This is a genomic window from Pseudomonas sp. BNK-30 (assembly GCF_047456185.1).
GTDB classification, from domain to species: Bacteria; Pseudomonadota; Gammaproteobacteria; order Pseudomonadales; family Pseudomonadaceae; genus Aquipseudomonas; species Aquipseudomonas putida_E.
In genome coordinates, this window is the sequence record NZ_CP179904.1 from 5,246,960 (window position 1) to 5,273,510 (window position 26,551).

33 protein-coding genes and 1 tRNA gene are annotated in these 26,551 nt (G+C 57.2%); all 34 read left to right on the forward strand.

Features of this window, described 5'->3' with window-relative positions:
- The first annotated feature begins 20 nt into the window (after nucleotides 1–20).
- The 34 genes from tuf (ACMGGN_RS24295) to rpsE all read left to right on the forward strand — a co-directional run bounded on the left by tuf (ACMGGN_RS24295) (nucleotide 21) and on the right by rpsE (nucleotide 26,551).
- Nucleotides 21–1,214, forward strand: coding sequence for an elongation factor Tu (gene tuf / locus ACMGGN_RS24295; RefSeq protein ID WP_003255489.1), 1,194 nt, complete (start codon nucleotides 21–23; stop codon nucleotides 1,212–1,214).
- 54 nt (nucleotides 1,215–1,268) lie between these two features.
- A tRNA-Trp gene (locus ACMGGN_RS24300) sits at nucleotides 1,269–1,344 on the forward strand.
- Between the two features lie 44 nt (nucleotides 1,345–1,388).
- Entirely contained in the window at nucleotides 1,389–1,757 is a 369-nt protein-coding gene (gene secE, locus ACMGGN_RS24305) for a preprotein translocase subunit SecE (RefSeq protein ID WP_008089117.1), read from the forward strand.
- 9 nt (nucleotides 1,758–1,766) lie between these two features.
- Nucleotides 1,767–2,300, forward strand: coding sequence for a transcription termination/antitermination protein NusG (gene nusG / locus ACMGGN_RS24310; RefSeq protein ID WP_012316525.1), 534 nt, complete (start codon nucleotides 1,767–1,769; stop codon nucleotides 2,298–2,300).
- A 119-nt stretch (nucleotides 2,301–2,419) separates the two neighbouring features.
- A complete protein-coding gene (rplK, locus tag ACMGGN_RS24315) occupies nucleotides 2,420–2,851 on the forward strand; it encodes a 50S ribosomal protein L11 (protein ID WP_003255500.1) in 432 nt (143 codons plus the stop codon).
- Nucleotides 2,851–3,546 (forward strand): 50S ribosomal protein L1, encoded by a 696-nt coding sequence (rplA, locus tag ACMGGN_RS24320; RefSeq protein ID WP_008089131.1) that lies wholly within the window; start codon nucleotides 2,851–2,853, stop codon nucleotides 3,544–3,546. The genes rplK and rplA overlap by 1 nt, the downstream gene beginning before the upstream one ends.
- Before the next feature lie 196 nt (nucleotides 3,547–3,742).
- A complete protein-coding gene (rplJ, locus tag ACMGGN_RS24325; RefSeq protein WP_012316523.1) occupies nucleotides 3,743–4,243 on the forward strand; it encodes a 50S ribosomal protein L10 in 501 nt (166 codons plus the stop codon).
- Between the two features lie 78 nt (nucleotides 4,244–4,321).
- A complete protein-coding gene (gene rplL / locus ACMGGN_RS24330) occupies nucleotides 4,322–4,687 on the forward strand; it encodes a 50S ribosomal protein L7/L12 (RefSeq protein ID WP_003255496.1) in 366 nt (121 codons plus the stop codon).
- A 49-nt stretch (nucleotides 4,688–4,736) separates the two neighbouring features.
- The gene (locus ACMGGN_RS24335) at nucleotides 4,737–4,907 is read left to right on the forward strand and encodes a hypothetical protein (RefSeq protein WP_155294789.1); all 171 of its coding nucleotides are present in this window, start codon (nucleotides 4,737–4,739) and stop codon (nucleotides 4,905–4,907) included.
- On the forward strand, nucleotides 4,907–8,980 hold the full coding sequence (gene rpoB, locus ACMGGN_RS24340) for a DNA-directed RNA polymerase subunit beta (RefSeq protein WP_012316522.1): 4,074 nt from the start codon (nucleotides 4,907–4,909) through the stop codon (nucleotides 8,978–8,980). Before ACMGGN_RS24335 ends, rpoB begins: the two co-directional genes overlap by 1 nt.
- Nucleotides 8,981–9,044: 64 nt before the next feature.
- Entirely contained in the window at nucleotides 9,045–13,244 is a 4,200-nt protein-coding gene (gene rpoC / locus ACMGGN_RS24345; protein WP_039601744.1) for a DNA-directed RNA polymerase subunit beta', read from the forward strand.
- Nucleotides 13,245–13,455: 211 nt separating this feature from the next.
- The gene (gene rpsL, locus ACMGGN_RS24350; protein ID WP_003255492.1) at nucleotides 13,456–13,827 is read left to right on the forward strand and encodes a 30S ribosomal protein S12; all 372 of its coding nucleotides are present in this window, start codon (nucleotides 13,456–13,458) and stop codon (nucleotides 13,825–13,827) included.
- Between the two features lie 106 nt (nucleotides 13,828–13,933).
- On the forward strand, nucleotides 13,934–14,404 hold the full coding sequence (gene rpsG, locus ACMGGN_RS24355) for a 30S ribosomal protein S7 (protein WP_003246741.1): 471 nt from the start codon (nucleotides 13,934–13,936) through the stop codon (nucleotides 14,402–14,404).
- Between the two features lie 30 nt (nucleotides 14,405–14,434).
- Nucleotides 14,435–16,579, forward strand: a complete 2,145-nt coding sequence (fusA, locus tag ACMGGN_RS24360) for an elongation factor G (RefSeq protein ID WP_046788136.1) — start codon at nucleotides 14,435–14,437, stop codon at nucleotides 16,577–16,579.
- A 27-nt stretch (nucleotides 16,580–16,606) separates the two neighbouring features.
- Nucleotides 16,607–17,800, forward strand: a complete 1,194-nt coding sequence (gene tuf / locus ACMGGN_RS24365; protein ID WP_003255489.1) for an elongation factor Tu — start codon at nucleotides 16,607–16,609, stop codon at nucleotides 17,798–17,800.
- Between the two features lie 142 nt (nucleotides 17,801–17,942).
- Nucleotides 17,943–18,254, forward strand: coding sequence for a 30S ribosomal protein S10 (rpsJ, locus tag ACMGGN_RS24370; protein ID WP_003186070.1), 312 nt, complete (start codon nucleotides 17,943–17,945; stop codon nucleotides 18,252–18,254).
- An 80-nt stretch (nucleotides 18,255–18,334) separates the two neighbouring features.
- On the forward strand, nucleotides 18,335–18,970 hold the full coding sequence (rplC, locus tag ACMGGN_RS24375) for a 50S ribosomal protein L3 (protein ID WP_012316519.1): 636 nt from the start codon (nucleotides 18,335–18,337) through the stop codon (nucleotides 18,968–18,970).
- Between the two features lie 12 nt (nucleotides 18,971–18,982).
- On the forward strand, nucleotides 18,983–19,585 hold the full coding sequence (rplD, locus tag ACMGGN_RS24380; protein WP_003255485.1) for a 50S ribosomal protein L4: 603 nt from the start codon (nucleotides 18,983–18,985) through the stop codon (nucleotides 19,583–19,585).
- Nucleotides 19,582–19,881, forward strand: coding sequence for a 50S ribosomal protein L23 (rplW, locus tag ACMGGN_RS24385; protein WP_003255484.1), 300 nt, complete (start codon nucleotides 19,582–19,584; stop codon nucleotides 19,879–19,881). The genes rplD and rplW overlap by 4 nt, the downstream gene beginning before the upstream one ends.
- A 14-nt stretch (nucleotides 19,882–19,895) precedes the next feature.
- Nucleotides 19,896–20,720 (forward strand): 50S ribosomal protein L2, encoded by an 825-nt coding sequence (gene rplB / locus ACMGGN_RS24390; RefSeq protein ID WP_012316518.1) that lies wholly within the window; start codon nucleotides 19,896–19,898, stop codon nucleotides 20,718–20,720.
- A 16-nt stretch (nucleotides 20,721–20,736) separates the two neighbouring features.
- Nucleotides 20,737–21,012 carry a 30S ribosomal protein S19 gene (gene rpsS, locus ACMGGN_RS24395; protein WP_003255482.1) on the forward strand — a complete coding sequence of 92 codons (276 nt, stop codon included), beginning with the start codon at nucleotides 20,737–20,739 and terminating at the stop codon, nucleotides 21,010–21,012.
- Nucleotides 21,013–21,023: 11 nt separating this feature from the next.
- Nucleotides 21,024–21,356 carry a 50S ribosomal protein L22 gene (gene rplV, locus ACMGGN_RS24400; RefSeq protein WP_003103908.1) on the forward strand — a complete coding sequence of 111 codons (333 nt, stop codon included), beginning with the start codon at nucleotides 21,024–21,026 and terminating at the stop codon, nucleotides 21,354–21,356.
- A gap of 13 nt (nucleotides 21,357–21,369) precedes the next feature.
- A complete protein-coding gene (gene rpsC / locus ACMGGN_RS24405; RefSeq protein WP_003255481.1) occupies nucleotides 21,370–22,056 on the forward strand; it encodes a 30S ribosomal protein S3 in 687 nt (228 codons plus the stop codon).
- A gap of 12 nt (nucleotides 22,057–22,068) precedes the next feature.
- The gene (rplP, locus tag ACMGGN_RS24410) at nucleotides 22,069–22,482 is read left to right on the forward strand and encodes a 50S ribosomal protein L16 (protein ID WP_003255479.1); all 414 of its coding nucleotides are present in this window, start codon (nucleotides 22,069–22,071) and stop codon (nucleotides 22,480–22,482) included.
- Nucleotides 22,482–22,673, forward strand: coding sequence for a 50S ribosomal protein L29 (gene rpmC, locus ACMGGN_RS24415; RefSeq protein ID WP_002555481.1), 192 nt, complete (start codon nucleotides 22,482–22,484; stop codon nucleotides 22,671–22,673). Before rplP ends, rpmC begins: the two co-directional genes overlap by 1 nt.
- 2 nt (nucleotides 22,674–22,675) lie before the next feature.
- Nucleotides 22,676–22,942, forward strand: a complete 267-nt coding sequence (gene rpsQ / locus ACMGGN_RS24420; protein ID WP_008089812.1) for a 30S ribosomal protein S17 — start codon at nucleotides 22,676–22,678, stop codon at nucleotides 22,940–22,942.
- Between the two features lie 23 nt (nucleotides 22,943–22,965).
- Nucleotides 22,966–23,334 (forward strand): 50S ribosomal protein L14, encoded by a 369-nt coding sequence (gene rplN, locus ACMGGN_RS24425; RefSeq protein ID WP_008089810.1) that lies wholly within the window; start codon nucleotides 22,966–22,968, stop codon nucleotides 23,332–23,334.
- Between the two features lie 11 nt (nucleotides 23,335–23,345).
- On the forward strand, nucleotides 23,346–23,660 hold the full coding sequence (rplX, locus tag ACMGGN_RS24430; RefSeq protein WP_003255476.1) for a 50S ribosomal protein L24: 315 nt from the start codon (nucleotides 23,346–23,348) through the stop codon (nucleotides 23,658–23,660).
- 20 nt (nucleotides 23,661–23,680) lie between these two features.
- A complete protein-coding gene (rplE, locus tag ACMGGN_RS24435; protein ID WP_012316517.1) occupies nucleotides 23,681–24,220 on the forward strand; it encodes a 50S ribosomal protein L5 in 540 nt (179 codons plus the stop codon).
- A gap of 13 nt (nucleotides 24,221–24,233) precedes the next feature.
- Nucleotides 24,234–24,539: a 30S ribosomal protein S14 gene (gene rpsN / locus ACMGGN_RS24440; RefSeq protein ID WP_012316516.1), complete on the forward strand. Its 306-nt coding sequence runs from the start codon at nucleotides 24,234–24,236 to the stop codon at nucleotides 24,537–24,539.
- 208 nt (nucleotides 24,540–24,747) lie between these two features.
- Nucleotides 24,748–25,140 (forward strand): 30S ribosomal protein S8, encoded by a 393-nt coding sequence (gene rpsH, locus ACMGGN_RS24445; RefSeq protein WP_008089805.1) that lies wholly within the window; start codon nucleotides 24,748–24,750, stop codon nucleotides 25,138–25,140.
- Nucleotides 25,141–25,152: 12 nt separating this feature from the next.
- The gene (rplF, locus tag ACMGGN_RS24450) at nucleotides 25,153–25,686 is read left to right on the forward strand and encodes a 50S ribosomal protein L6 (RefSeq protein WP_009681972.1); all 534 of its coding nucleotides are present in this window, start codon (nucleotides 25,153–25,155) and stop codon (nucleotides 25,684–25,686) included.
- A gap of 10 nt (nucleotides 25,687–25,696) precedes the next feature.
- A complete protein-coding gene (gene rplR, locus ACMGGN_RS24455; protein WP_008089801.1) occupies nucleotides 25,697–26,047 on the forward strand; it encodes a 50S ribosomal protein L18 in 351 nt (116 codons plus the stop codon).
- A 3-nt stretch (nucleotides 26,048–26,050) separates the two neighbouring features.
- Complete coding sequence (gene rpsE, locus ACMGGN_RS24460) at nucleotides 26,051–26,551, forward strand: 30S ribosomal protein S5 (protein ID WP_003255465.1); 501 nt, start codon at nucleotides 26,051–26,053, stop codon at nucleotides 26,549–26,551.

The window sequence follows — 26,551 nt, forward strand, 5'->3', positions numbered from 1 at the left end:
TTCTGCGGAGGATTGTATCGATGGCTAAGGAAAAGTTTGATCGTTCCCTTCCCCACGTTAACGTCGGCACTATCGGCCACGTTGACCACGGTAAGACCACTCTGACCGCAGCTCTGACTCGCGTTTGCTCCGAAGTTTTCGGTTCGGCAATCGTTGAGTTCGACAAGATCGACTCGGCTCCGGAAGAAAAAGCGCGCGGTATCACCATCAACACCGCTCACGTTGAGTACAACTCGACCATTCGTCACTACGCTCACGTTGACTGCCCAGGTCACGCTGACTACGTGAAGAACATGATCACCGGTGCTGCCCAGATGGACGGCGCGATCCTGGTTTGCTCGGCCGCCGATGGTCCGATGCCACAAACCCGTGAGCACATCCTGCTGTCCCGTCAGGTTGGCGTTCCGTACATCGTGGTCTTCCTGAACAAGGCTGACCTGGTAGACGACGCCGAGCTGCTGGAACTGGTCGAGATGGAAGTTCGCGACCTGCTGTCCACCTACGACTTCCCAGGCGACGACACTCCGATCATCATCGGTTCTGCTCGTATGGCCCTGGAAGGCAAAGACGACAACGAAATGGGCACTACCGCTGTCAAGAAGCTGGTAGAAACTCTGGACAGCTACATTCCTGAGCCAGTTCGTGCCATCGACCAGCCGTTCCTGATGCCGATCGAAGACGTATTCTCGATCTCGGGTCGTGGTACCGTTGTTACCGGTCGTATCGAGCGTGGTATCGTCCGCGTTCAGGATCCGCTGGAAATCGTTGGTCTGCGTGACACCACCACCACCACCTGCACCGGTGTTGAGATGTTCCGCAAGCTGCTGGACGAAGGTCGTGCTGGCGAGAACTGCGGCGTTCTGCTGCGTGGTACCAAGCGTGATGACGTTGAGCGTGGCCAGGTTCTGGTCAAGCCAGGTTCGGTCAAGCCGCACACCAAGTTCACCGCAGAAGTCTACGTTCTGTCGAAGGAAGAAGGCGGCCGTCACACTCCGTTCTTCAAAGGCTACCGTCCTCAGTTCTACTTCCGTACCACTGACGTGACCGGTAACTGCGAACTGCCGGAAGGCGTTGAAATGGTAATGCCAGGTGACAACATTCAGATGACTGTTACCCTGATCAAGACCATCGCAATGGAAGACGGTCTGCGCTTCGCTATCCGTGAAGGCGGTCGTACCGTCGGCGCCGGCGTCGTAGCAAAAATTATCGAATAAGTAGTTGATTTACTTGATCAGGCCGGTATAATGGCCGGCCTGATACAGCGTTACAGGTCAGTAGCTCAATTGGCAGAGCGACGGTCTCCAAAACCGTAGGTTGGGGGTTCGATTCCCTCCTGACCTGCCATTCACCTCAGTGTGATTGGCTTTCTTCTTACAGGATCCTCCCCGATGACTCCCAAAACTGAAGCCCAAGAATCGCGTTTTGATCTGTTCAAGTGGCTGGCTGTAGTGGCTTTGGTGGTTGTTGGTGTAGTGGGTAATCAGTATTACTCCGCCTCCCCAATCCTGTACCGCGTTCTTGCGCTTCTCGCCCTGGCTGCTGTTGCAGGCTTTGTAGCTCTGCAGACTGCGAAGGGTAAGTCGTTCTTTGCGCTTGCGAAGGAAGCTCGTACTGAGATCCGTAAAGTCGTGTGGCCGACCCGCCAGGAAACCACCCAGACCACGCTGATTGTCGTGGCTGTCGTGCTGGTTATGGCACTGCTGCTGTGGGGTCTTGATTCCCTGCTCGGCTGGGCGGTCTCCCTGATCGTTGGCTAAAGGTGTCCCGTGGCTAAGCGTTGGTATGTTGTGCATGCTTACTCGGGTTACGAGAAGCATGTTATGCGCTCCCTGATAGAGCGCGTCAAGCTGGCAGGCATGGAAGACGGTTTCGGCGAGATCCTGGTCCCGACCGAAGAAGTCGTCGAAATGCGCAACGGCCAGAAGCGCAAAAGTGAGCGTAAATTCTTCCCTGGCTATGTTCTGGTCCAGATGGAGATGAACGAAGGGACTTGGCACTTGGTCAAGGACACCCCTCGTGTGATGGGCTTTATTGGTGGCACTGCAGATAAGCCTGCACCGATCACTGATAAAGAAGCTGAGGCTATCCTGCGTCGCGTTGCCGATGGTAGTGACAAGCCGAAGCCGAAGACGTTGTTCGAGCCCGGTGAAGTGGTTCGAGTCATTGACGGTCCGTTCGCTGACTTCAATGGTAACGTCGAAGAGGTTAACTACGAAAAGAGTCGCCTCCAGGTGGCGGTGCTCATTTTCGGTCGCTCTACTCCGGTAGAGCTCGAGTTCAGCCAGGTCGAAAAGGTCTAGGCGGACGAAGCATCCCATACCCCGCAGCCCTGTGTGCTGCGGGGTTTTGTCGTCACTGGGATAAAACGCAAGTCATCCGGGGAGCCATCTGGCGTTCGTACCCGATATTGGAGTAGCTCATGGCTAAGAAGATTCAGGCTTACATCAAGCTGCAAGTTAAGGCCGGCCAGGCCAACCCAAGCCCACCCGTTGGTCCAGCACTGGGCCAGCACGGTGTGAACATCATGGAATTCTGCAAGGCCTTCAACGCCCGTACTCAGGGTCAAGAAGCCGGCCTGCCGACTCCTGTGATCATCACTGTTTACAGTGACCGTAGCTTCACTTTCGAAACCAAGAGCACCCCTGCCTCGGTTCTGCTGAAGAAAGCTGCTGGCCTGACCAGTGGTTCGGCTCGCCCGAACACCGTCAAAGTCGGTACCGTGACCCGTGCTCAGCTGGAAGATATCGCCAAAGCTAAACAGGCTGATCTGACCGCTGCTGACCTGGACGCTGCTGTACGCACCATCGCTGGCTCTGCCCGCAGCATGGGCCTGAACGTGGAGGGTGTGTAATGGCTAAGCTGACCAAGCGCCAAAAGGCTATTGCTTCGAAAATCGAAGCTGGCAAAGTTTACAACTTCGAAGACGCAGCTGCGCTGCTGGCTGAACTGTCCACCGTGAAGTTCAGCGAATCTTTCGACGTTGCTGTCAACCTCGGTGTTGACCCGCGTAAATCCGACCAGGTCGTACGTAGCGCTACTGTGCTGCCACACGGCACTGGCAAGACCGTACGCGTTGCTGTCTTCACCCAGGGTCCAGCTGCTGAGGCCGCTCTGGCTGCCGGCGCTGACCGTGTAGGTATGGACGATCTGGCTGCCGAAATGAAAGGCGGCGACCTGAACTATGACGTAGTCATCGCATCGCCAGATGCCATGCGCGTTGTGGGTCAGCTGGGTCAGGTTCTGGGTCCTCGCGGCCTGATGCCTAACCCGAAAGTCGGTACTGTGACTCCTGATGTTGCCACGGCTGTGAAAAACGCCAAGGCCGGTCAGGTTCGCTATCGCACCGACAAAAACGGTATCATCCACACCTCCGTTGGCAAGGTCGGCTTCGAAGCTGGCAAGCTGAAGGAAAACGTTGAGGCCCTGATCGCTGATTTGAAGCGTATCAAGCCGGCTTCTTCGAAAGGTATCTACGTCAAGCGCGTTACCCTGAGCACCACTATGGGCCCAGGTCTGGTCATCGATCAGAGCTCGCTGAACGCGTAAGGCAATGATGGCGCGATCCGTCGCGCCATCAGCAAAATTGGGGTCCCTGCCTGGCGGGGGCTATCCAAGACCGTAGGCGGCGCAAGCCTTAAACCTCAAGCCTACGCAGATGGTGCTCCCGATTCGTTACCGAATCAGACACCAAAACGACATCCGGCTTCGGCCAGATGAAACGGTAAAAACCAGGAGTAAACCCGTGGCAATTAAACTCGAAGACAAGAAAGCCATCGTCGCTGAAGTCAACGAGGCTGCCAAAGTCGCTCTGTCCGCTGTCGTGGCCGATGCCCGTGGTGTGACTGTAAGCGCAATGACCGGACTCCGTAAAGAGGCCCGCGAAGCTGGCGTATACGTACGTGTCGTACGTAACACCCTGCTCAAGCGCGCAGTTGAAGGCACCGAGTATTCGATCCTCAACGACGCGTTCAAAGGCCCGACCCTGATTGCTTTCTCCAACGAACACCCGGGCGCTGCTGCTCGTCTGTTCAAAGAGTTCGCCAAGGGTCAGGACAAGTTCGAGATCAAGGCAGCTGCGTTTGACGGCAATTTCATTGCCGCCAACCAGATCGATGTACTGGCTACCTTGCCGACCCGTGACGAAGCTATCGCACGTCTGATGAGCGTTATTCAAGGCGCTACCAGCAAGCTGGCTCGTACTCTGGCGGCCGTTCGCGACCAGAAAGAAGCTGCTGCTGCCTAAGGCCGCGTAACCTCTTTCAAAATCATATGTTTAATTTGATGGCTGCGTAGGCTGTCACCCCAATACAGGATTTAAGTCATGTCCCTGACTAACGAGCAAATCATCGAAGCAATCGGCCAGAAAACCGTTCTGGAAGTTGTTGAGCTGATCAAAGCTATGGAAGAAACCTTCGGCGTTACCGCTGCTGTTGCCGCTGCTGGCCCAGCTGCTGCTGCTGCCGTTGTTGAAGAGCAGACCGAGTTCAACGTTGTTCTGGTTGAAGCCGGCGACAAGAAAGTGAACGTGATCAAAGCCGTTCGCGAGCTGACCGGTCTGGGCCTGAAAGAAGCCAAAGAGAAAGTCGATGGCGCTCCTCAGGTCGTAGCTGAAGGCGTTTCGAAAGAAGCCGCTGAAGACGCTAAGAAGAAGCTGGAAGAAGCAGGCGCTAAAGTCGAGCTGAAGTAATCTCGACTTTGCGACTCCAGCCGGAGCGTTGAGCAAAGGCTGATGGCTGGTGGCTTATGCCACCGGCCTTTTTCCGTTATTGGTGGCCGATCAGGTCGGCCCCGATAACAAGCTGCAAGACACCCATGTGGGTGGCGCAAACCAAGGGGTTTGCACGATTTTCTGGCTGCTCCCGCCGGGAGAAGCCAAACAAGCAGGTGACCAAGCTGGGGAACGCTGATGGCTTACTCATACACTGAGAAAAAACGTATCCGCAAGGACTTTAGCAAGTTGCCGGACGTCATGGATGTGCCTTACCTCCTGGCCATCCAGCTGGATTCGTATCGCGAATTCCTGCAAGCGGGAGCATCCAAGGATCAGTTCCGCGACGTCGGCCTGCACGCGGCCTTCAAATCGGTATTTCCGATCATCAGCTACTCCGGCAATGCTGCCCTGGAGTACGTAGGCTATCGCCTGGGCGAACCCGCCTTCGATGTGAAGGAATGTGTCCTGCGTGGCGTGACCTTCGCGGTCCCGCTGCGGGTCAAGGTGCGCCTGATCATCTTCGACAAGGAATCGTCGAACAAAGCGATCAAGGACATCAAAGAGCAAGAAGTCTACATGGGTGAAATCCCCCTGATGACTGAGAACGGTACCTTCGTTATCAACGGTACCGAGCGTGTGATCGTTTCCCAGCTGCACCGTTCGCCTGGTGTGTTCTTCGACCACGACCGTGGCAAGACGCACAGCTCCGGCAAGCTGCTGTACTCCGCTCGCATCATTCCGTACCGCGGCTCCTGGTTGGACTTCGAGTTCGACCCGAAAGACTGCGTGTTCGTCCGTATCGACCGTCGTCGCAAACTGCCGGCCTCGGTACTGCTGCGCGCCTTGGGTTACAGCACCGAAGAGGTTCTGAACACCTTCTACACCACCAACGTGTTCCATATTTCCGGCGAGAAACTCAGCCTGGAACTGGTGCCTCAGCGTCTGCGTGGTGAAGTTGCGGTCATGGACATCCATGACGAAACCGGCAAGGTCATCGTTGAGCAGGGCCGCCGTATTACCGCGCGCCACGTCAACCAGCTCGAGAAGGCCGGTGTGAACCAGCTGGACGTTCCGATGGAATACGTCCTGGGCCGCACCACCGCCAAGGCCATCGTGCATCCGGCCACCGGCGAGATCATCGCCGAGTGCAACACCGAGCTGACCACCGAGCTGCTGATCAAGATCGCCAAGGCTCAGGTCGTTCGCATCGAGACGCTGTACACCAACGACATCGACTGCGGTCCGTTCATCTCGGACACCCTGAAGATCGACACCACCAGCAACCAACTGGAAGCGCTGGTCGAGATCTATCGCATGATGCGCCCAGGCGAGCCGCCAACCAAGGATGCTGCCGAGACCCTGTTCAACAACCTGTTCTTCAGCGCTGAGCGTTACGACCTGTCGGCCGTAGGCCGCATGAAGTTCAACCGTCGTATCGGTCGTACCGAGATCGAAGGTTCGGGCGTGCTGAGCAAGGAAGACATCGTCGAGGTTCTCAAGACCCTGGTCGATATCCGTAACGGTAAAGGCATTGTCGACGACATCGACCACCTCGGTAACCGTCGCGTACGTTGCGTCGGCGAGATGGCCGAGAACCAGTTCCGTGTTGGCCTGGTGCGCGTCGAGCGCGCGGTCAAGGAACGCCTGTCGATGGCTGAAAGCGAAGGCCTGATGCCGCAGGACCTGATCAACGCCAAGCCGGTTGCGGCGGCGGTGAAAGAGTTCTTCGGTTCCAGCCAGCTTTCGCAGTTCATGGACCAGAACAACCCGCTCTCCGAGATCACCCACAAGCGCCGTGTTTCCGCACTCGGCCCGGGCGGTCTGACCCGTGAGCGCGCTGGCTTCGAAGTCCGTGACGTACACCCGACCCACTACGGCCGCGTGTGCCCGATCGAGACCCCTGAAGGTCCGAACATCGGTCTGATCAACTCTCTGGCGGCCTATGCCCGCACCAACCAGTACGGCTTCCTGGAAAGCCCGTACCGCGTGGTGAAGGAAGGCGTGGTCAGCGATGACATCGTGTTCCTGTCGGCGATCGAAGAAGCTGATCACGTCATCGCCCAGGCTTCGGCCGCGATGAACGACAAGAAGCAACTGATCGACGAACTGGTGGCCGTTCGTCACCTGAACGAATTCACCGTCAAGGCGCCGGAAGACGTCACCCTGATGGACGTATCGCCGAAGCAGGTTGTTTCCGTTGCTGCCTCGCTGATTCCGTTCCTCGAGCACGACGACGCCAACCGTGCCCTCATGGGTTCGAACATGCAGCGTCAGGCTGTACCAACCCTGCGTGCTGACAAGCCGCTGGTCGGTACCGGCATGGAGCGCAACGTTGCCCGTGACTCCGGTGTCTGCGTGGTTGCTCGTCGCGGTGGTGTGATCGACTCCGTCGACGCCAGCCGTATCGTCGTTCGCGTAGCTGACGACGAAGTCGAGACCGGTGAAGCAGGTGTAGATATCTACAACCTGACCAAGTACACCCGCTCCAACCAGAACACCTGCATCAACCAGCGTCCGCTGGTTAGCAAAGGTGACAAGGTTGCGCGCGGCGACATCATGGCCGACGGCCCGTCCACCGACATGGGTGAACTGGCGCTGGGTCAGAACATGCGCATCGCGTTCATGGCGTGGAACGGCTTCAACTTCGAAGACTCCATCTGCCTGTCCGAGCGTGTGGTTCAGGAAGACCGCTTCACCACAATCCACATTCAGGAACTCACCTGTGTGGCGCGTGACACCAAGCTTGGCCCAGAGGAAATCACTGCGGACATCCCGAACGTGGGTGAAGCTGCGCTGAACAAGCTGGACGAAGCCGGTATCGTCTACGTAGGTGCTGAAGTCGGCGCTGGCGACATCCTGGTCGGCAAGGTCACGCCAAAAGGCGAAACCCAGCTGACTCCGGAAGAAAAACTGCTGCGCGCGATCTTCGGTGAGAAGGCCAGCGACGTTAAGGACACCTCCCTGCGCGTGCCGACTGGCACCAAGGGTACCGTCATCGACGTACAAGTCTTCACTCGTGATGGCGTAGAGCGCGACAGCCGCGCACTGGCCATCGAGAAGATGCAGCTGGACGAGATTCGCAAGGACCTCAACGAAGAGTTCCGTATCGTCGAAGGTGCAACCTTCGAGCGTCTGCGTTCTGCCCTGAACGGCCAGGTGGTCGACGGTGGTGCGGGCCTGAAGAAAGGCACCGTGATCACTGACGAAGTTCTGGACGGTCTGGAGCACGGCCAATGGTTCAAGCTGCGCATGGCTGAAGATGCACTGAACGAGCAGCTGGAAAAGGCTCAGCAGTACATCGTCGATCGCCGTCGCCTGCTGGACGACAAGTTCGAAGACAAGAAGCGCAAGCTGCAGCAGGGCGATGACCTGGCACCGGGCGTACTGAAGATCGTCAAGGTTTACCTGGCCATCCGCCGTCGCATCCAGCCGGGTGACAAGATGGCCGGTCGTCACGGTAACAAAGGTGTGGTCTCGGTCATCATGCCGGTAGAAGACATGCCGCACGATGCCAACGGTACTCCGGTCGACGTCGTACTGAACCCTCTGGGCGTACCTTCGCGTATGAACGTCGGTCAGATCCTTGAAACCCACTTGGGCCTCGCGGCCAAAGGTCTGGGCGAGAAGATCGACCGCATGATCGAAGAACAGCGCAAAGCCGCTGAGCTGCGTGGCTTCCTCACCGAGATCTACAACGAGATCGGTGGTCGTCAGGAGAACCTGGAAGAGTTCACCGACGAAGAGATCCTCGCCCTGGCGCACAACCTGAAGAAAGGCGTGCCTATGGCTACTCCGGTCTTCGACGGTGCCAAGGAGCGCGAGATCAAGGCCATGCTGAAGCTGGCTGACCTGCCAGAGAGCGGCCAGATGGTGCTGTTCGACGGTCGCACCGGCAACAAGTTCGAGCGTCCTGTGACCGTTGGTTACATGTACATGCTCAAGCTGAACCACTTGGTGGACGACAAGATGCACGCGCGTTCCACTGGTTCCTACAGCCTGGTTACCCAGCAGCCGCTGGGTGGTAAGGCGCAGTTCGGTGGTCAGCGTTTCGGGGAGATGGAAGTGTGGGCGCTGGAAGCATACGGCGCGGCATACACCCTGCAAGAAATGCTCACAGTGAAGTCGGACGACGTGAACGGCCGTACCAAGATGTACAAGAACATCGTGGATGGCGATCACCGTATGGAGCCGGGCATGCCCGAGTCCTTCAACGTGTTGATCAAAGAGATCCGTTCGCTCGGTATCGATATCGATCTGGAAACCGAATAACACGTGACGCGAAGGGGAGTGGGGCTGGTACAGCCCGCTTCCTGCTCCGCCAGGAGGAAAGGCCTTGAAAGACCTACTGAATTTGCTGAAAAACCAGGGTCAAGTCGAAGAGTTCGACGCCATCCGCATCGGTCTGGCGTCGCCTGAAATGATCCGTTCGTGGTCGTTCGGTGAAGTTAAGAAGCCGGAAACCATCAACTACCGTACGTTCAAACCTGAGCGTGACGGCCTTTTCTGCGCCAAGATCTTTGGCCCGGTCAAGGACTACGAGTGCCTGTGCGGCAAGTACAAGCGCCTCAAGCACCGCGGTGTGATCTGCGAGAAGTGCGGCGTTGAAGTTGCCTTGGCCAAGGTTCGTCGTGAGCGCATGGCGCACATCGAGCTGGCCTCGCCGGTTGCCCATATCTGGTTCCTGAAGTCGCTGCCGTCCCGTATCGGCCTGCTGATGGACATGACCCTGCGTGACATCGAGCGCGTTCTCTATTTCGAGAGCTACGTCGTCATCGACCCAGGCATGACTACCCTCGAGAAGGGTCAGCTGCTGAACGACGAGCAGTACTTCGAAGCGCTGGAAGAGTTCGGTGACGATTTCGACGCCCGCATGGGTGCCGAGGCTGTCCGCGAGCTGCTGCACGCTATCGACCTGGAGCACGAGATCGGTCGCCTGCGCGAAGAGATTCCGCAGACCAACTCGGAAACCAAGATCAAGAAGCTGTCCAAGCGCCTGAAGCTGATGGAAGCTTTCCAGGGCTCGGGCAACCTGCCTGAGTGGATGGTCCTGACCGTTCTGCCAGTACTGCCGCCGGACCTGCGTCCGCTGGTTCCGCTGGATGGCGGCCGCTTCGCGACCTCCGACCTGAACGACCTGTATCGTCGGGTGATCAACCGTAACAACCGTCTGAAGCGCCTGCTCGATCTGTCGGCGCCGGACATCATCGTGCGCAACGAAAAGCGCATGCTGCAGGAAGCGGTAGACGCCCTGCTGGACAACGGCCGTCGCGGTCGCGCCATCACTGGCTCGAACAAGCGTCCGCTGAAGTCCCTGGCCGACATGATCAAAGGTAAGCAAGGTCGTTTCCGTCAGAACTTGCTCGGCAAGCGTGTGGACTACTCCGGCCGTTCGGTAATTACCGTAGGCCCGACCCTGCGTCTGCATCAGTGCGGTCTGCCGAAGAAGATGGCCCTCGAGCTGTTCAAGCCGTTCATTTTCGGCAAGCTGGAAATGCGTGGTCTGGCGACCACCATCAAGGCTGCCAAGAAGATGGTCGAGCGCGAGCTGCCAGAGGTATGGGACGTTCTCGCTGAGGTGATTCGCGAACACCCCGTACTGCTGAACCGTGCACCGACCCTTCACCGTCTGGGTATCCAGGCGTTCGAGCCTGTGCTCATCGAAGGCAAGGCCATTCAGCTGCACCCACTGGTCTGTGCTGCGTACAACGCCGACTTCGACGGTGACCAGATGGCCGTTCACGTGCCTCTGACCCTGGAAGCACAGCTTGAAGCGCGCGCGCTGATGATGTCGACCAACAACATTCTGTCGCCAGCCAACGGTGAGCCAATCATCGTTCCGTCGCAGGACGTTGTACTGGGTCTGTACTACATGACCCGTGAAGCCATCAATGCCAAGGGCGAAGGTCGCGTGTTCGCCGACCTGCAGGAAGTCGATCGTGTATTCCGCGCCGGCGAAGCCGCTCTGCACGCGAAAATCAAGGTCCGTATCAACGAGACCGTGAAAGACCGTGATGGCAGCATCACCAAGAACACCCGCATCGTCGACACCACTGTCGGCCGTGCACTGCTGTTCCAGGTTGTACCGGCAGGCCTGCCGTACGATGTGGTCAACCAGCCGATGAAGAAAAAGGCGATCTCCAAGCTGATCAACCAGTGCTACCGCGTGGTTGGTCTGAAAGAGACCGTTATCTTCGCCGACCAGTTGATGTACACCGGTTTCGCCTACTCGACCATTTCCGGCGTTTCCATCGGTGTGAATGACTTCGTCATCCCTGATGAAAAAGCACGCATCATTGGCAGCGCCACTGATGAAGTGAAGGAAATCGAGAGCCAGTACGCCTCCGGCCTGGTAACCCAGGGCGAGAAGTACAACAAGGTCATCGACTTGTGGTCCAAGGCGAACGACGAAGTGTCCAAGGCGATGATGGCCAACCTCTCGAAAGAGAAGGTCATTGACCGCGAGGGCAAAGAAGTCGAGCAAGAGTCCTTCAACTCGATGTACATGATGGCTGACTCCGGTGCGCGGGGTTCCGCAGCACAGATCCGTCAGCTGGCCGGTATGCGTGGCCTGATGGCCAAGCCGGACGGCTCGATCATCGAGACGCCGATCACTGCGAACTTCCGTGAAGGTCTGAGCGTACTCCAGTACTTCATCTCGACTCACGGTGCTCGTAAAGGTCTGGCGGATACCGCATTGAAGACTGCGAACTCCGGTTACCTGACCCGTCGTCTGGTGGACGTTGCGCAAGACCTGGTTGTAACCGAGATCGATTGCGGTACCGACCACGGCCTGCTGATGACTCCGCACATCGAAGGCGGTGACGTCGTGGAGCCGTTGGGTGAGCGTGTACTGGGCCGTGTCATCGCCCGTGACGTGTTCAAGCCAGGCACCGAGGACGTCATCGTTCCTGCCGGTACCCTGGTCGACGAGCAGTGGGTCGAGTTCATCGAGCTGAACAGCATCGACGAAGTTGTCGTACGTTCGCCGATCAACTGCGAAACCCGCTACGGTATCTGTGCCAAGTGCTACGGTCGTGACCTGGCCCGCGGTCATCAGGTGAACATCGGTGAAGCTGTCGGCGTTATCGCTGCCCAGTCGATCGGTGAGCCTGGTACCCAGCTGACCATGCGTACGTTCCACATCGGTGGTGCTGCAAGCCGGACTTCGGCTGCCGACAGCGTCCAGGTGAAGAACGGCGGTATGGTGCGTCTGCACAACCTGAAGCAGGTCGAGCGTGCCGATGGCAACCTGGTTGCCGTATCGCGTTCCGGTGAGCTGGCCATTGCCGATGAATTCGGCCGTGAGCGCGAGCGTTACAAGCTGCCTTACGGTGCGGTGATTTCGGTCAAGGAAGGTGACAAGGTCGAAGCTGGCGCCATCGTCGCCAAGTGGGATCCGCACACCCACCCGATCGTTACCGAGCTGAAAGGTACCGTGACCTTCGTGGGCATGGAAGAAAACATCACCATCAAGCGCCAGACCGACGAGCTGACCGGCCTGACCAACATTGAAGTGCTGGACGTCAAGGATCGCCCTGCCGCAGGCAAGGAAATCCGTCCGGCAATCAAGATGGTCGACGCCAATGGCAAGGATCTGTACCTGCCAGGTACCGACGTACCTGCACAGTACTTCCTGCCAGCGAACGCCTTGGTTGGTGTTGCTGACGGTGCGCAGATCGGCGTTGGTGACGTTATTGCGCGTATCCCGCAAGAAACGTCGAAGACCCGTGACATCACCGGTGGTCTGCCGCGTGTTGCCGACCTGTTCGAAGCGCGTCGTCCGAAAGAAGCCTCGATTCTGGCTGAGGTCAGCGGCACCATCGCATTCGGCAAGGAGACCAAAGGCAAGCGTCGCCTGGTCATTACCCCGACCGACGGTAGCGATCCGTACGAAGAGCTGATTCCGAAGTGGCGTCACCTGAACGTCTTCGAAGGCGAACAGGTAAACCGCGGTGAAGTTATCTCCGACGGCCCGAGCGATCCGCACGACATCCTGCGTCTGCTGGGTGTGAGCGCGCTGGCGAAATACATCGTCAACGAGATCCAGGACGTTTACCGTCTGCAAGGCGTTAAGATCAACGACAAGCACATCGAGACCATCCTGCGTCAGATGCTGCGTAAGGTCGAGATCTCCGAGTCGGGCGATTCCAGCTTCATCAAGGGCGACCAGATGGAACTGACTCAGGTGCTGGTCGAGAACGAGCGTCTCGCCGCCGATGACAAGTTCGTCTCGAAGTTCACCCGTGTGTTGCTGGGTATCACCAAGGCGTCGCTTTCGACCGAGTCGTTCATCTCCGCGGCTTCCTTCCAGGAAACCACCCGCGTGCTGACCGAAGCGGCCGTAACCGGCAAGCGCGATTACCTGCGCGGCCTGAAAGAGAACGTGGTCGTGGGTCGTCTGATCCCGGCCGGTACCGGTCTGGCCTACCACAGCGAGCGTAAGCGTCGCCGTGAAGCCGACAAACCGCTGCGCGTAAGTGCCAGTGAGGTGGAAGCCGCACTGACCGAAGCGCTGAATTCCAGCGGTAACTAAGTACAGGGCAGGGCCCCGGCAAGCCCCGAACGGTCATCGGAGACATGAAATGTTGCCGATGATCGGGCGGGGAGGGCCGGGGCCTTGTCTTGACTGGGTGCAAGATCCTCTTTAGACTTTTGTACCCTTAAATTTGGTGAGGCTCCGTCTCGCCAATTTTTGGCTTTCTTGCAAGACAATAGAGTCGCAAGACAATCAGTGGAGCTAGTAGATGGCAACTATCAACCAGCTGGTACGTCAGCCGCGTAAGCGTTCGGTCGAAAAGTCCGACGTTCCTGCGCTGCAGAACTGCCCGCAACGTCGTGGCGTGTGCACCCGCGTGTACACCACCACGCCGAAAAAACCTAACTCGGCACTGCGTAAAGTATGCCGTGTGCGTCTGACCAACGGTTTCGAGGTTTCCTCGTACATCGGCGGTGAAGGCCACAACCTGCAAGAGCACAGCGTCGTCCTGATCCGTGGCGGCCGTGTAAAAGACTTGCCAGGTGTTCGTTACCACACCGTTCGCGGCTCTCTGGATACTTCGGGCGTCAAAGGCCGTAACCAGGGTCGTTCGAAGTACGGTACCAAGCGTCCGAAGTAATCGGCCGTTTGCAGACATCCATTTTTTTGAGTCGATAAGAGTAAGGTCGGGCAGGGGTCGAAGACCCACGTCCCGGGCTAACCTGAAGACCGTTTGAGGGCTTATCATGCCAAGACGTCGTGTAGCAGCAAAACGTGAGATCCTTGACGATCCGAAGTACGGATCCCAGATCCTCGCCAAGTTCATGAACCACGTGATGGAAAGCGGCAAGAAGGCCGTAGCCGAGCGCATCGTTTACGGTGCCCTGGATACCGTCAAAGCACGCAAGAACAGCGACCCCCTGGAAATCTTCGAGAAAGCTCTCGACGCCATCGCTCCGCTGGTCGAAGTAAAGTCCCGTCGTGTCGGCGGTGCCACTTACCAGGTTCCGGTTGAAGTTCGTCCATCCCGTCGTAACGCTCTGGCAATGCGCTGGCTCGTAGACTACGCCCGCAAGCGCGGCGAGAAGTCGATGGCTCTGCGCCTGGCTGGCGAGCTGCTGGATGCTGCCGAAGGCAAGGGTGCTGCAGTCAAGAAGCGTGAAGACGTGCACCGTATGGCTGAAGCCAACAAAGCGTTCTCGCACTACCGCTTCTAATTCAAGCATCAACATTTTTGCGAGGGCTTTATGGCTCGTACTACAGCAATTAACCGCTACCGTAACATCGGTATCTGTGCTCACGTTGACGCGGGCAAGACTACCACTACCGAGCGGATCCTGTTCTACACAGGTCTGAGCCACAAGATGGGCGAGGTGCACGACGGCGCCGCGACCACCGACTGGATGGTGCAGGAGCAGGAGCGCGGTATCACCATTACCTCCGCTGCCGTTACCACCTTCTGGAAGGGTTCCGTTGGTCAGTACGACAACTACCGTGTAAACGTCATCGATACCCCTGGCCACGTTGACTTCACCATTGAAGTAGAGCGTTCGCTGCGTGTACTCGACGGCGCGGTCGTTGTGTTCTGCGGTACCTCCGGCGTTGAGCCTCAGTCCGAAACCGTATGGCGTCAGGCCAACAAGTACGGCGTTCCACGTGTTGTTTACGTGAACAAGATGGACCGTGCCGGTGCAAACTTCCTGCGCGTCGTAGGTCAGATCAAGAACCGTCTGGGTCACACCCCGGTTCCTGTTCAGCTGGCCATCGGTTCGGAAGATAACTTCCAGGGTCAGGTCGACCTGATCAAGATGAAGGCTATCTACTGGAACGACGACGACAAAGGCACCACTTATCGCGAGGAAGAAATTCCTGCCGATATGCTGGAGCTGGCTCAAGAGTGGCGCTCCAACATGGTTGAAGCTGCTGCCGAGTCCAGCGAAGAGCTGATGAACAAGTACCTGGAAGGCGAAGAGCTGACCGTCGAAGAGATCAAGGCCGGTCTGCGCGCGCGCACCCTGGCCAGCGAAATCGTACCGGCTGTCTGCGGTTCGTCGTTCAAGAACAAGGGCGTTCCCCTGGTTCTCGACGCCGTCATCGACTACCTGCCTGCTCCGACCGAGATCCCTGCAATCCAGGGTATCAACCCGGACGACAAGGACCTGGACAAAGACGATCCGGCTGTTCGTAAAGACGAGCGTCACGCCGACGACAACGAGCCGTTCTCTGCTCTGGCGTTCAAGATCGCGACCGACCCGTTCGTTGGTACTCTGACCTTCGTTCGCGTCTACTCCGGCGTTCTGAGCTCCGGTGACTCGGTCATCAACTCGGTCAAGGGCAAGAAAGAGCGCGTTGGTCGTATGGTGCAGATGCACGCCAACCAGCGTGAAGAGATCAAGGAAGTGCGCGCTGGCGACATCGCGGCACTGATCGGCATGAAGGACGTGACCACGGGCGAAACCCTGTGCAACGCCGACAAGCCAATCATTCTTGAGCGTATGGACTTCCCTGAGCCGGTCATTTCGCTCTCCGTCGAGCCGAAAACCAAGGCTGACCAGGAGAAGATGGGTATTGCTCTGGGCAAGCTGGCCCAGGAAGACCCGTCGTTCCGCGTCAAGACCGACGAAGAGACTGGCCAGACCATCATCTCGGGCATGGGTGAGCTGCACCTGGACATCCTCGTTGACCGCATGAAGCGCGAGTTCAACGTCGAAGCCAACATCGGTAAGCCGCAGGTTTCGTACCGCGAGAAGATCACCAAGTCCGGCGTTGAGATCGAAGGCAAGTTCGTTCGTCAGTCGGGTGGTCGTGGTCAGTTCGGTCACTGCTGGATCCGTTTCTCGGAGCCAGATCAGGACGAGAAAGGCAACATCACCGAAGGTCTGGTGTTCTCCAACGAAGTCGTTGGTGGTGTGATTCCTAAGGAATTCATCGCCCCGATCCAGAAGGGTATCGAAGAGCAGATGAAAAACGGCGTCGTTGCCGGTTATCCTCTGATCGGCCTGAAGGCCACGGTATTCGACGGTTCGTACCACGACGTCGACTCCAACGAAATGGCGTTCAAGATCGCTGCTTCGATGGCAACCAAGCAGCTGGCCCAGAAGGGCGGTGGCGTGGTCCTCGAGCCGATCATGAAGGTCGAAGTTGTAACCCCGGAAGACTACCTGGGTGACGTGATGGGTGACCTGAACCGTCGTCGTGGTCTGGTCCAGGGTATGGATGAGTCGGTCTCCGGCCGCGTCGTCCGTGCTGAAGTACCGCTCGGAGAAATGTTCGGTTATGCGACCGACGTTCGTTCCATGTCTCAGGGTCGCGCAAGCTACTCCATGGAATTCTCCAAATACGCCGAAGCTCCGTCGAACATCGTCGAAGCACTCGTTAAAAAACAAGGCTAATCCCCTTTAGGCAAGAGGTTCACTGTCGTGGCTAAAGAAAAATTTGATCGTTCCCTTCCGCACGTTAACGTTGGCACCATCGGCCACGTTGACCACGGTAAGACCACTCTGACCGCAGCTCTGACTCGCGTTTGCTCCGAAGTTTTCGGTTCGGCAATCGTTGAGTTCGACAAGATCGACTCGGCTCCGGAAGAAAAAGCGCGCGGTATCACCATCAACACCGCTCACGTTGAGTACAACTCGACCATTCGTCACTACGCTCACGTTGACTGCCCAGGTCACGCTGACTACGTGAAGAACATGATCACCGGTGCTGCCCAGATGGACGGCGCGATCCTGGTTTGCTCGGCCGCCGATGGTCCGATGCCACAAACCCGTGAGCACATCCTGCTGTCCCGTCAGGTTGGCGTTCCGTACATCGTGGTCTTCCTGAACAAGGCTGACCTGGTAGACGACGCCGAGCTGCTGGAACTGGTCGAGATGGAAGTTCGCGACCTGCTGTCCACCTACGACTTCCCAGGCGACGACACTCCGATCATCATCGGTTCTGCTCGTATGGCCCTGGAAGGCAAAGACGACAACGAAATGGGCACTACCGCTGTCAAGAAGCTGGTAGAAACTCTGGACAGCTACATTCCTGAGCCAGTTCGTGCCATCGACCAGCCGTTCCTGATGCCGATCGAAGACGTATTCTCGATCTCGGGTCGTGGTACCGTTGTTACCGGTCGTATCGAGCGTGGTATCGTCCGCGTTCAGGATCCGCTGGAAATCGTTGGTCTGCGTGACACCACCACCACCACCTGCACCGGTGTTGAGATGTTCCGCAAGCTGCTGGACGAAGGTCGTGCTGGCGAGAACTGCGGCGTTCTGCTGCGTGGTACCAAGCGTGATGACGTTGAGCGTGGCCAGGTTCTGGTCAAGCCAGGTTCGGTCAAGCCGCACACCAAGTTCACCGCAGAAGTCTACGTTCTGTCGAAGGAAGAAGGCGGCCGTCACACTCCGTTCTTCAAAGGCTACCGTCCTCAGTTCTACTTCCGTACCACTGACGTGACCGGTAACTGCGAACTGCCGGAAGGCGTTGAAATGGTAATGCCAGGTGACAACATTCAGATGACTGTTACCCTGATCAAGACCATCGCAATGGAAGACGGTCTGCGCTTCGCTATCCGTGAAGGCGGTCGTACCGTCGGCGCCGGCGTCGTAGCCAAAATCATCGAGTAATCACTCGACCGATTGAAAAAAACCCCCGCTCAGCGGGGGTTTTTTTTATTGGGTTGACACTAAATAGGGGCGTCTATAGAATCACGCCTCCTTTTAGCGGGCGTAGTGCGTCCGTTGGGAACAGCCTGGAGTCTGAAATCCAATGCAAAATCAGCAAATCCGAATCAGGTTGAAGGCTTTCGACCATCGCCTGATCGACCAATCCACCCAGGAAATCGTGGAAACCGCGAAACGTACTGGTGCACAAGTGCGTGGTCCAATTCCACTGCCTACCCGCAAAGAGCGTTTCACCGTTCTGGTCTCCCCGCACGTCAACAAAGACGCGCGTGACCAGTACGAGATCCGCACTCATAAGCGTGTTCTGGACATCGTCCAGCCGACGGATAAAACCGTTGACGCGCTGATGAAGCTTGATCTGGCGGCAGGTGTGGAAGTGCAGATCAGCCTCGGCTAAGACTTCGGTCTTGTCGTGTAACGCTCTGAAATGGGCGGCCATAGCGGGTGAAAGCCCCGTACACTCATGAGGTTTACAACATGACTATTGGTGTAGTCGGTCGCAAGTGCGGTATGACCCGCATTTTCACCGAAGAAGGTGTCTCCATTCCGGTCACGGTCATTGAGATCGAGCCGAATCGCGTCACCCAGTTCAAAACTGAAGAAACCGATGGCTACCGTGCAGTGCAAGTCACTGTCGGCGAGCGTCGTGCTTCGCGTGTGACTGCCGCTCAGGCAGGTCACTTCGCCAAGGCCAACGTTGCCGCTGGTCGCGGTGTCTGGGAGTTCCGCCTTGAAGAAGGCGAGTTCCAGGCTGGCGACTCGATCAAAGCTGAACTCTTCACTGCAGGCCAGCTGGTAGACGTTACTGGTCAGTCCAAAGGTAAAGGCTTTGCCGGTACCATCAAGCGCTGGAACTTCCGTGGCCAGGACAACACCCACGGTAACTCCGTGTCGCACCGTGTCCCAGGCTCCATCGGCCAGTGCCAGACTCCTGGTCGTGTGTTCAAGGGCAAGAAAATGTCCGGTCACATGGGCGCCGAGCGCGTGACTGTTCAGTCCCTGGAAGTAGTTCGCGTAGACGCTGAGCGCAACCTGCTGCTGGTCAAGGGTGCCGTTCCTGGCGCTACTGGCGGCGACGTGGTTGTACGTCCGGCTGTCAAGGCTCGCGGTTAAGGGGAAACTGACATGCAACTTAATGTAAATGACGCTCAGGCGATCGAAGTTTCCGAACTGACTTTCGGTGGCGAATTCAACGAGACGCTGGTACACCAAGCAGTCGTGGCCTATATGGCCGGCGGCCGTCAGGGCACCAAGCAGCAAAAGACCCGTTCCGACGTGGCTGGTGGCGGTAAGCGCCCATGGCGTCAGAAGGGTACTGGCCGTGCTCGTGCTGGTACCACTCGTGGTCCGATCTGGCGTGGCGGTGGTGTAACCTTCGCAGCTCGTCCTCAGGATCACTCGCAGAAGCTCAACAAGAAGATGTACCGCGCAGCTCTGCGCTCCATCCTCGCTGAGCTGGTGCGTAGCGACCGTCTGGTCGTGGTTCAGGACTTCGCTGTTGAAGCACCGAAAACCAAAGATCTGCTGAACAAGCTGAACGGCATGGGTCTGAGCGATGTTCTGATCGTTTCGGACGCTGTTGATCAGAACCTGTACCTGGCTGCTCGTAACCTGCCGCACGTCGATGTACGTGACGTTCAAGGTTCCGACCCGGTCAGTCTGATCGCATACGAGAAAGTGTTGATCACTGTCTCGGCCGTGAAGAAATTCGAGGAGCTGCTGGGATGAACCAGGAACGCGTATTCAAAGTCCTCCTTGGCCCGCACGTTTCCGAGAAGGCTACCGTTCTGGCTGAGAAAAAAGGCCAGTTCGTATTCAAGGTTGCTACTGACGCAACCAAGCTGGAAATCAAGAAAGCTGTCGAAGGCCTGTTCAACGTAAAAGTTGAAAACGTGTCGACTGTTAACGTTCTGGGTAAAACCAAGCGTACCGCACGTGGTCTGGGCAAGCGTAATGACTGGAAGAAGGCGATCGTCTCCCTTCAGCCAGGCCAAGATCTCGATTTCAGCAGCAGTGCTGAGTAAGGAAGGGGTGCATCATGGCAATCGTTAAATGCAAACCGACTTCCCCTGGCCGCCGTTTCGTGGTCAAGGTGGTCAACCAGGAGCTGCATAAAGGCGCTCCTCACGCACCGCTGCTCGAGAAGAAATCGAAGTCTGGTGGTCGTAACAACAATGGCCGCATCACCACTCGTCACGTTGGTGGTGGTCATAAGCAGCATTACCGTCTGGTCGACTTCCGTCGCAACGACAAAGATGGCATCCCAGCCACTGTCGAGCGTATCGAATACGATCCAAACCGTACTGCTCACATCGCCCTGCTGTGCTACGCAGACGGTGAGCGTCGCTACATCATCGCCCCTAAAGGCGTGAGTGCTGGCGACCAGCTGATCGCAGGTGCTCTGGCCCCAATCAAGGCCGGTAACTCCCTGCAGCTGCGCAACATCCCAGTAGGTAGCACCATTCACGGCATCGAACTGAAGCCGGGTAAAGGTGCTCAGATCGCTCGTTCCGCTGGTGCCTCGGCTCAGCTGATCGCTCGTGAAGGCGTCTACGTGACTCTGCGTCTGCGTTCCGGTGAGATGCGTAAAGTACTGGCTGAGTGCCGTGCGACCCTGGGCGAAGTCTCGAACTCCGAGCACAGCCTGCGCTCGCTGGGTAAAGCTGGTGCCAAACGCTGGCGCGGCGTTCGCCCAACCGTTCGTGGTGTTGCCATGAACCCGGTTGACCACCCACATGGTGGTGGTGAAGGTCGTACCTCCGGTGGTCGTCATCCGGTATCGCCATGGGGCTTCCCAACCAAGGGTGCTAAAACCCGTGGTAATAAGCGTACCGACAACATGATCGTCCGTCGTCGCAAGTAACTAGAGGGATACGACAGTGCCACGTTCTCTGAAAAAAGGTCCTTTTATCGATCTTCACCTGCTGAAGAAGGTCGAAGTGGCGGTGGAGAAGAATGATCGCAAGCCAGTTAAAACCTGGTCGCGTCGTTCGATGATCCTGCCACAAATGGTCGGTCTGACCATCGCGGTTCACAACGGTCGCCAGCATGTTCCAGTTCTCGTGAACGAAGACATGGTCGGCCACAAACTGGGCGAGTTCGCCGGTACCCGCACCTATCGCGGGCACGTGGCTGACAAGAAAGCCAAGCGTTAAGGGGTAAGGAAATGGAAGTAGCCGCTAAGTTGTCGGGCGCTCGCATCTCCGCCCAGAAAGCCCGCTTGGTCGCCGACCAGATCCGCGGGAAGAAGGTGGGCGAAGCGCTCAACCTGTTGGCCTTCAGCAGCAAAAAAGCCGCTGAAATCATGAAGAAAGTCCTCGAGTCGGCCGTTGCCAACGCCGAACACAACGAAGGCGCAGACGTTGATGACCTGAAGGTCTCCACCGTCTTCGTCAACGAAGGGCGTTCGCTGAAGCGCATCATGCCACGTGCCAAAGGCCGTGCTGATCGCATCGTCAAGCGGTCTTGCCATATCACTGTCAAGGTTGCGGACAAGTAACGGAGTCGATCAGATGGGTCAGAAAGTACATCCCACTGGCATTCGCCTGGGAATCGTCAAGGAGCACACCTCCGTCTGGTACGCAGACGGTGCTACTTACGCAGATTACCTCTTGAAGGATCTGAAAACGCGTGAGTACCTCCAAGACAAACTAAAAAGCGCGTCCGTAAGCCGTATCGATATTCATCGTCCGGCTCAAACTGCACGCATCACCATCCACACCGCTCGTCCCGGTATCGTTATCGGTAAGAAAGGTGAGGATGTCGAGAAGCTGCGTCAGGACCTGACCAAGCAGATGGGTGTGCCTGTGCACATCAACATCGAAGAGATCCGCAAGCCGGAACTCGACGCTATGCTGGTTGCGCAGAGCGTAGCTCAGCAGCTGGAACGCCGCGTAATGTTCCGTCGCGCCATGAAGCGCGCCGTACAGAACGCCATGCGTATTGGTGCCAAGGGCATCAAGATCCAGGTGAGCGGTCGTCTCGGCGGTGCTGAGATTGCTCGTACCGAGTGGTATCGCGAAGGTCGTGTGCCTCTGCACACCCTGCGTGCCGATATCGACTACAACACCTACGAAGCTCACACCACTTACGGTGTGATCGGTGTGAAGGTTTGGATCTTCAAAGGCGAAGTTATTGGTGGTCGCCAAGAAGAACTGAAACCACAAGCACCAGCGCCTCGTAAAAAAGCTGCTAAGTAAGGGGTACGCCAAATGTTGCAACCAAAGCGTACAAAATTCCGCAAGCAGATGACCGGCCACAACCGTGGTCTGGCACTGCGCGGTAGCAAAGTCAGCTTCGGCGAATTCGCCCTGAAAGCTGTTGCTCGCGGTCGCCTCACCGCCCGCCAGATCGAGTCGGCACGTCGTGCTCTGACCCGTCACGTTAAGCGTGGCGGCAAGATCTGGATCCGTGTCTTCCCGGACAAGCCGATCTCCAAGAAGCCTCTCGAGGTTCGTATGGGTAAAGGTAAGGGTTCCGTGGAATACTGGGTTGCCCAGATCCAGCCAGGCAAAGTCCTGTACGAGATCGAGGGTGTTTCTGAAGAGCTGGCGCGCGAAGCTTTCGCCCTGGCTGCTGCAAAGCTGCCTCTCGCCACCTCCTTTGTTAAGCGGACGGTGATGTGATGAAAGCGAATGAACTTCGTGAAAAATCTGCACAGCAACTGAATGAGCAACTGCTCGGCTTGCTGCGCGACCAGTTCAATCTGCGTATGCAGAAGGCAACTGGCCAGTTGGGGCAGTCGCACCTGCTCTCGCAAGTTAAGCGTGACATCGCTCGCGTGAAAACTGTGCTTAACCAGCAGGCAGGTAAGTGATCATGGCTGAAGCTGAAAAAACCGTCCGTACGCTGACTGGCCGTGTCGTCAGCGACAAAATGGACAAGACCATCACCGTTCTGATCGAGCGTCGCGTCAAGCACCCGATCTACGGTAAATACGTTAAGCGTTCGACTAAGCTGCACGCGCACGACGAATCCAACCAGTGCAAAATCGGCGACAAGGTTTCCATCCGTGAAACCCGTCCGCTGGCCAAGACCAAGTCCTGGGCACTGGTTGAAGTCCTCGAACGCGCTGTTGAAGTCTAAGGGCTAGGGGTCGGAGAAATTTTATGATTCAGACTCAATCCATGCTCGATGTGGCCGATAACAGCGGCGCTCGTCGCGTCATGTGCATCAAGGTGCTCGGTGGTTCGCACCGCCGTTACGCCGGCATCGGTGACATCATCAAAGTAACCGTCAAGGAAGCAATTCCGCGCGGTAAGGTCAAAAAAGGCCAGGTGATGACCGCTGTTGTCGTCCGTACCCGTCACGGTGTACGTCGCGCTGACGGTTCCATCATTCGTTTCGACGGCAACGCTGCTGTTCTGCTGAACACCAAGCAAGAGCCGATCGGCACTCGCATCTTCGGGCCAGTGACCCGTGAACTTCGTACTGAGAAGTTCATGAAGATCGTCTCGCTCGCCCCTGAAGTGCTGTAAGGAGATCCGACATGCAAAAGATTCGTCGTGACGACGAGATCATCGTGATCGCCGGCAAAGACAAAGGTAAGCGCGGTAAGGTGCTGAAGGTTCTCGCTGACGACCGTCTGGTCATCGGTGGTGTGAACCTGGTCAAGCGTCATACCAAGCCTAACCCGATGGCGGGCGTTCAGGGCGGTATCGTCGAAAAAGAAGCGCCTCTGCACGCTTCCAACGTTGCCATCTTCAATGGCGAAACCAACAAGGCTGACCGCGTTGGTTTCAAAGTAGAAGACGGTAAGAAAATTCGTGTCTTCAAGTCGACCCAAAAAGCGGTTGATGCTTGAACACTGCTAGGTAGAAGACCATGGCACGACTGAAAGAGATTTACCGGAACGAAATCGCTCCTAAGCTTAAGGAAGAACTTAAGCTGTCGAACGTGATGGAAGTTCCGCGCGTTACCAAGATCACCCTGAACATGGGCCTGGGCGAAGCGATCGGCGACAAGAAAGTCATCGAGCACGCTGTTGCCGACCTGGAAAAGATCACCGGTCAAAAGCCGGTTGTGACTTTCGCTCGTAAATCCATCGCGGGCTTCAAAGTCCGTGAAGGATGGCCGATCGGTGTCAAGGTGACCCTGCGTCGCGAAAAGATGTACGAATTCCTGGACCGCCTGCTGGCGATCTCCCTGCCTCGGGTCCGCGACTTCCGCGGCCTGAATGCCAAGTCCTTCGATGGCCGTGGCAACTACAGCATGGGCGTGAAAGAGCAGATCATCTTCCCGGAAATCGATTACGACAAGATCGATGCTCTGCGCGGTTTGGACATCACCCTGACCACCACTGCTCGTTCGGATGACGAAGGCCGCGCTCTGCTGCGTGCATTCAAATTCCCGTTCCGCAACTGATTGGAGTAGGAAAATGGCCAAGAAGAGCATGAAAAACCGCGAGCTGAAGCGTCAGCTCACGGTAGCCAAGTTCGCCAAAAAGCGTGCTGAGCTGAAAGCGACCATCGTCAACCTGAACGCCTCTCCTGAAGAGCGTTTCGCTGCCGTTGTCGCTCTGCAGAAGCAGCCACGTGATGCCAGCGCTGCGCGTCTGCGCAACCGTTGCCGCCTGACCGGTCGTCCTCACGGTGTATACCGTAAGTTCGGCCTGGGCCGTAACATGCTGCGTCAAGCCGCAATGCGCGGTGACGTACCAGGTCTGGTCAAGGCCTCCTGGTAATCGCTGCAGGTGTGACCCTGGCGGAAGGGGGGTAATCTTCCGACCGCCGGTGTTCTCGCCAACAAACAAGCCCCTTCATGGGGCTTGTTTCGTTTCTGTCTTGTGTCTAGAATGACCGGCTCACCTGAGCCCGGGTTTTTACCCTGCCTGCTTGGGTGGTTGTGATAGCCGCAAGGCTAATAATTCTTGTATCAGGAGCATCTAGCCCATGAGTATGCAGGACCCGTTAGCGGACATGCTAACTCGCATCCGTAATGCCCAGATGGCTGAAAAGTCCGTCGTAAGCATGCCTTCCTCCACTCTGAAGGTCGCGGTTGCCAAAGTTCTGAAAGACGAAGGTTACATCGCTGGCTACCAGGTTACTGGTGAGGCCAAGCCGTCCCTGTCGATCGAACTCAAGTACTTCGAAGGCCGTCCGGTCATCGAGGAACTGAAGCGTTCCAGCCGTCCTGGCCTGCGCCAGTACAAGTCCGTCACAGACCTGCCGAAAGTTCGTGGCGGCCTGGGCGTGTCTATCGTCTCCACCAACAAAGGTGTGATGACTGACCGCGCTGCGCGCGCTGCCGGTGTCGGCGGCGAAGTTCTGTGCACAGTGTTCTAAGGGGAGATAGGCATGTCTCGCGTCGCTAAGAACCCCGTTAAGCTGCCAGCTGGTGTCGAAGTCAAATTCGCCGGTCAGCAGCTTTCGGTGAAGGGTGCCAAAGGCACTCTCGAACTGAACGTTCACTCGTCTGTTGAAGTTACCGAAGAGTCCGGCGAACTGCGTTTCGTCGCTCGCAACGGTGATCAGCAAGCTCGCGCCATGGCCGGTACTACCCGTGCTCTGGTCAACAACATGGTCCAGGGCGTAAGCCAAGGCTTTGAGCGCAAGCTCCAGCTGGTCGGTGTTGGTTACAAGGCACAGGCTAAAGGCACCGTCCTGAACCTGGCTCTGGGCTTCTCGCATCCAGTGGACTACGAACTGCCAGCCGGTATCACTGCTGAAACTCCCAGCCAAACCGACATCCTGATCAAGGGTATCGACAAGCAGCTGGTAGGTCAGGTGGCCGCTGAAATCCGCGACTTCCGTCCGCCAGAGCCTTACAAAGGCAAGGGTGTGCGTTACGCGGACGAAGTAGTCCGTCGTAAAGAAGCCAAGAAGAAGTAGGGCCTAGCAAATGACCGACAAAAAAGTTACTCGACTGCGTCGCGCTCGCAAAGCACGTCTCAAGATGCACGAACTCGAAGTCGTGCGCCTGTGCGTGTTCCGCTCCTCGCAGCACATCTACGCCCAGGTCATTTCGGCCGACGGCAGCAAGGTTTTGGCAAGCGCCTCGACCTTGGACAAAGACCTGCGTGATGGCGCCACTGGCAACATCGACGCGGCCACTAAGGTTGGCAAGCTGGTAGCTGAGCGTGCGAAAGCCGCCGGTGTATCTCAAGTTGCCTTTGACCGTTCCGGCTTCAAGTACCATGGCCGCGTCAAAGCGCTGGCTGATGCTGCTCGTGAAGGCGGGCTGGAGTTCTAAGTTATGGCAAATAACGATCAAAAGCGCGACGAAGGCTACATCGAGAAGCTGGTTCAAGTTAACCGCGTAGCTAAAACCGTTAAAGGCGGCCGTATCTTCACCTTCACCGCGCTGACCGTGGTTGGTGATGGTAAAGGTCGCGTCGGCTTCGGCCGTGGCAAATCGCGCGAAGTACCTGCCGCGATTCAGAAAGCCATGGAAGCTGCTCGTCGCAACATGATCCAGGTTGACCTGAAGGGCACCACCCTGCAGTACGCCACCAAGGCCGCCCACGGCGCCTCGAAGGTTTACATGCAGCCTGCTTCGGAAGGTACCGGTATCATCGCCGGCGGCGCCATGCGTGCTGTCCTGGAAGTTGCTGGTGTTCAGAACGTCCTGGCCAAGTGCTACGGTTCGACCAACCCAGTGAACGTGGTTTACGCCACCTTCAAGGGTCTGAAAGCCATGCAATCTCCTGAGTCCATTGCTGCCAAGCGCGGCAAGAGCGTTGAGGAGATCTTCTGA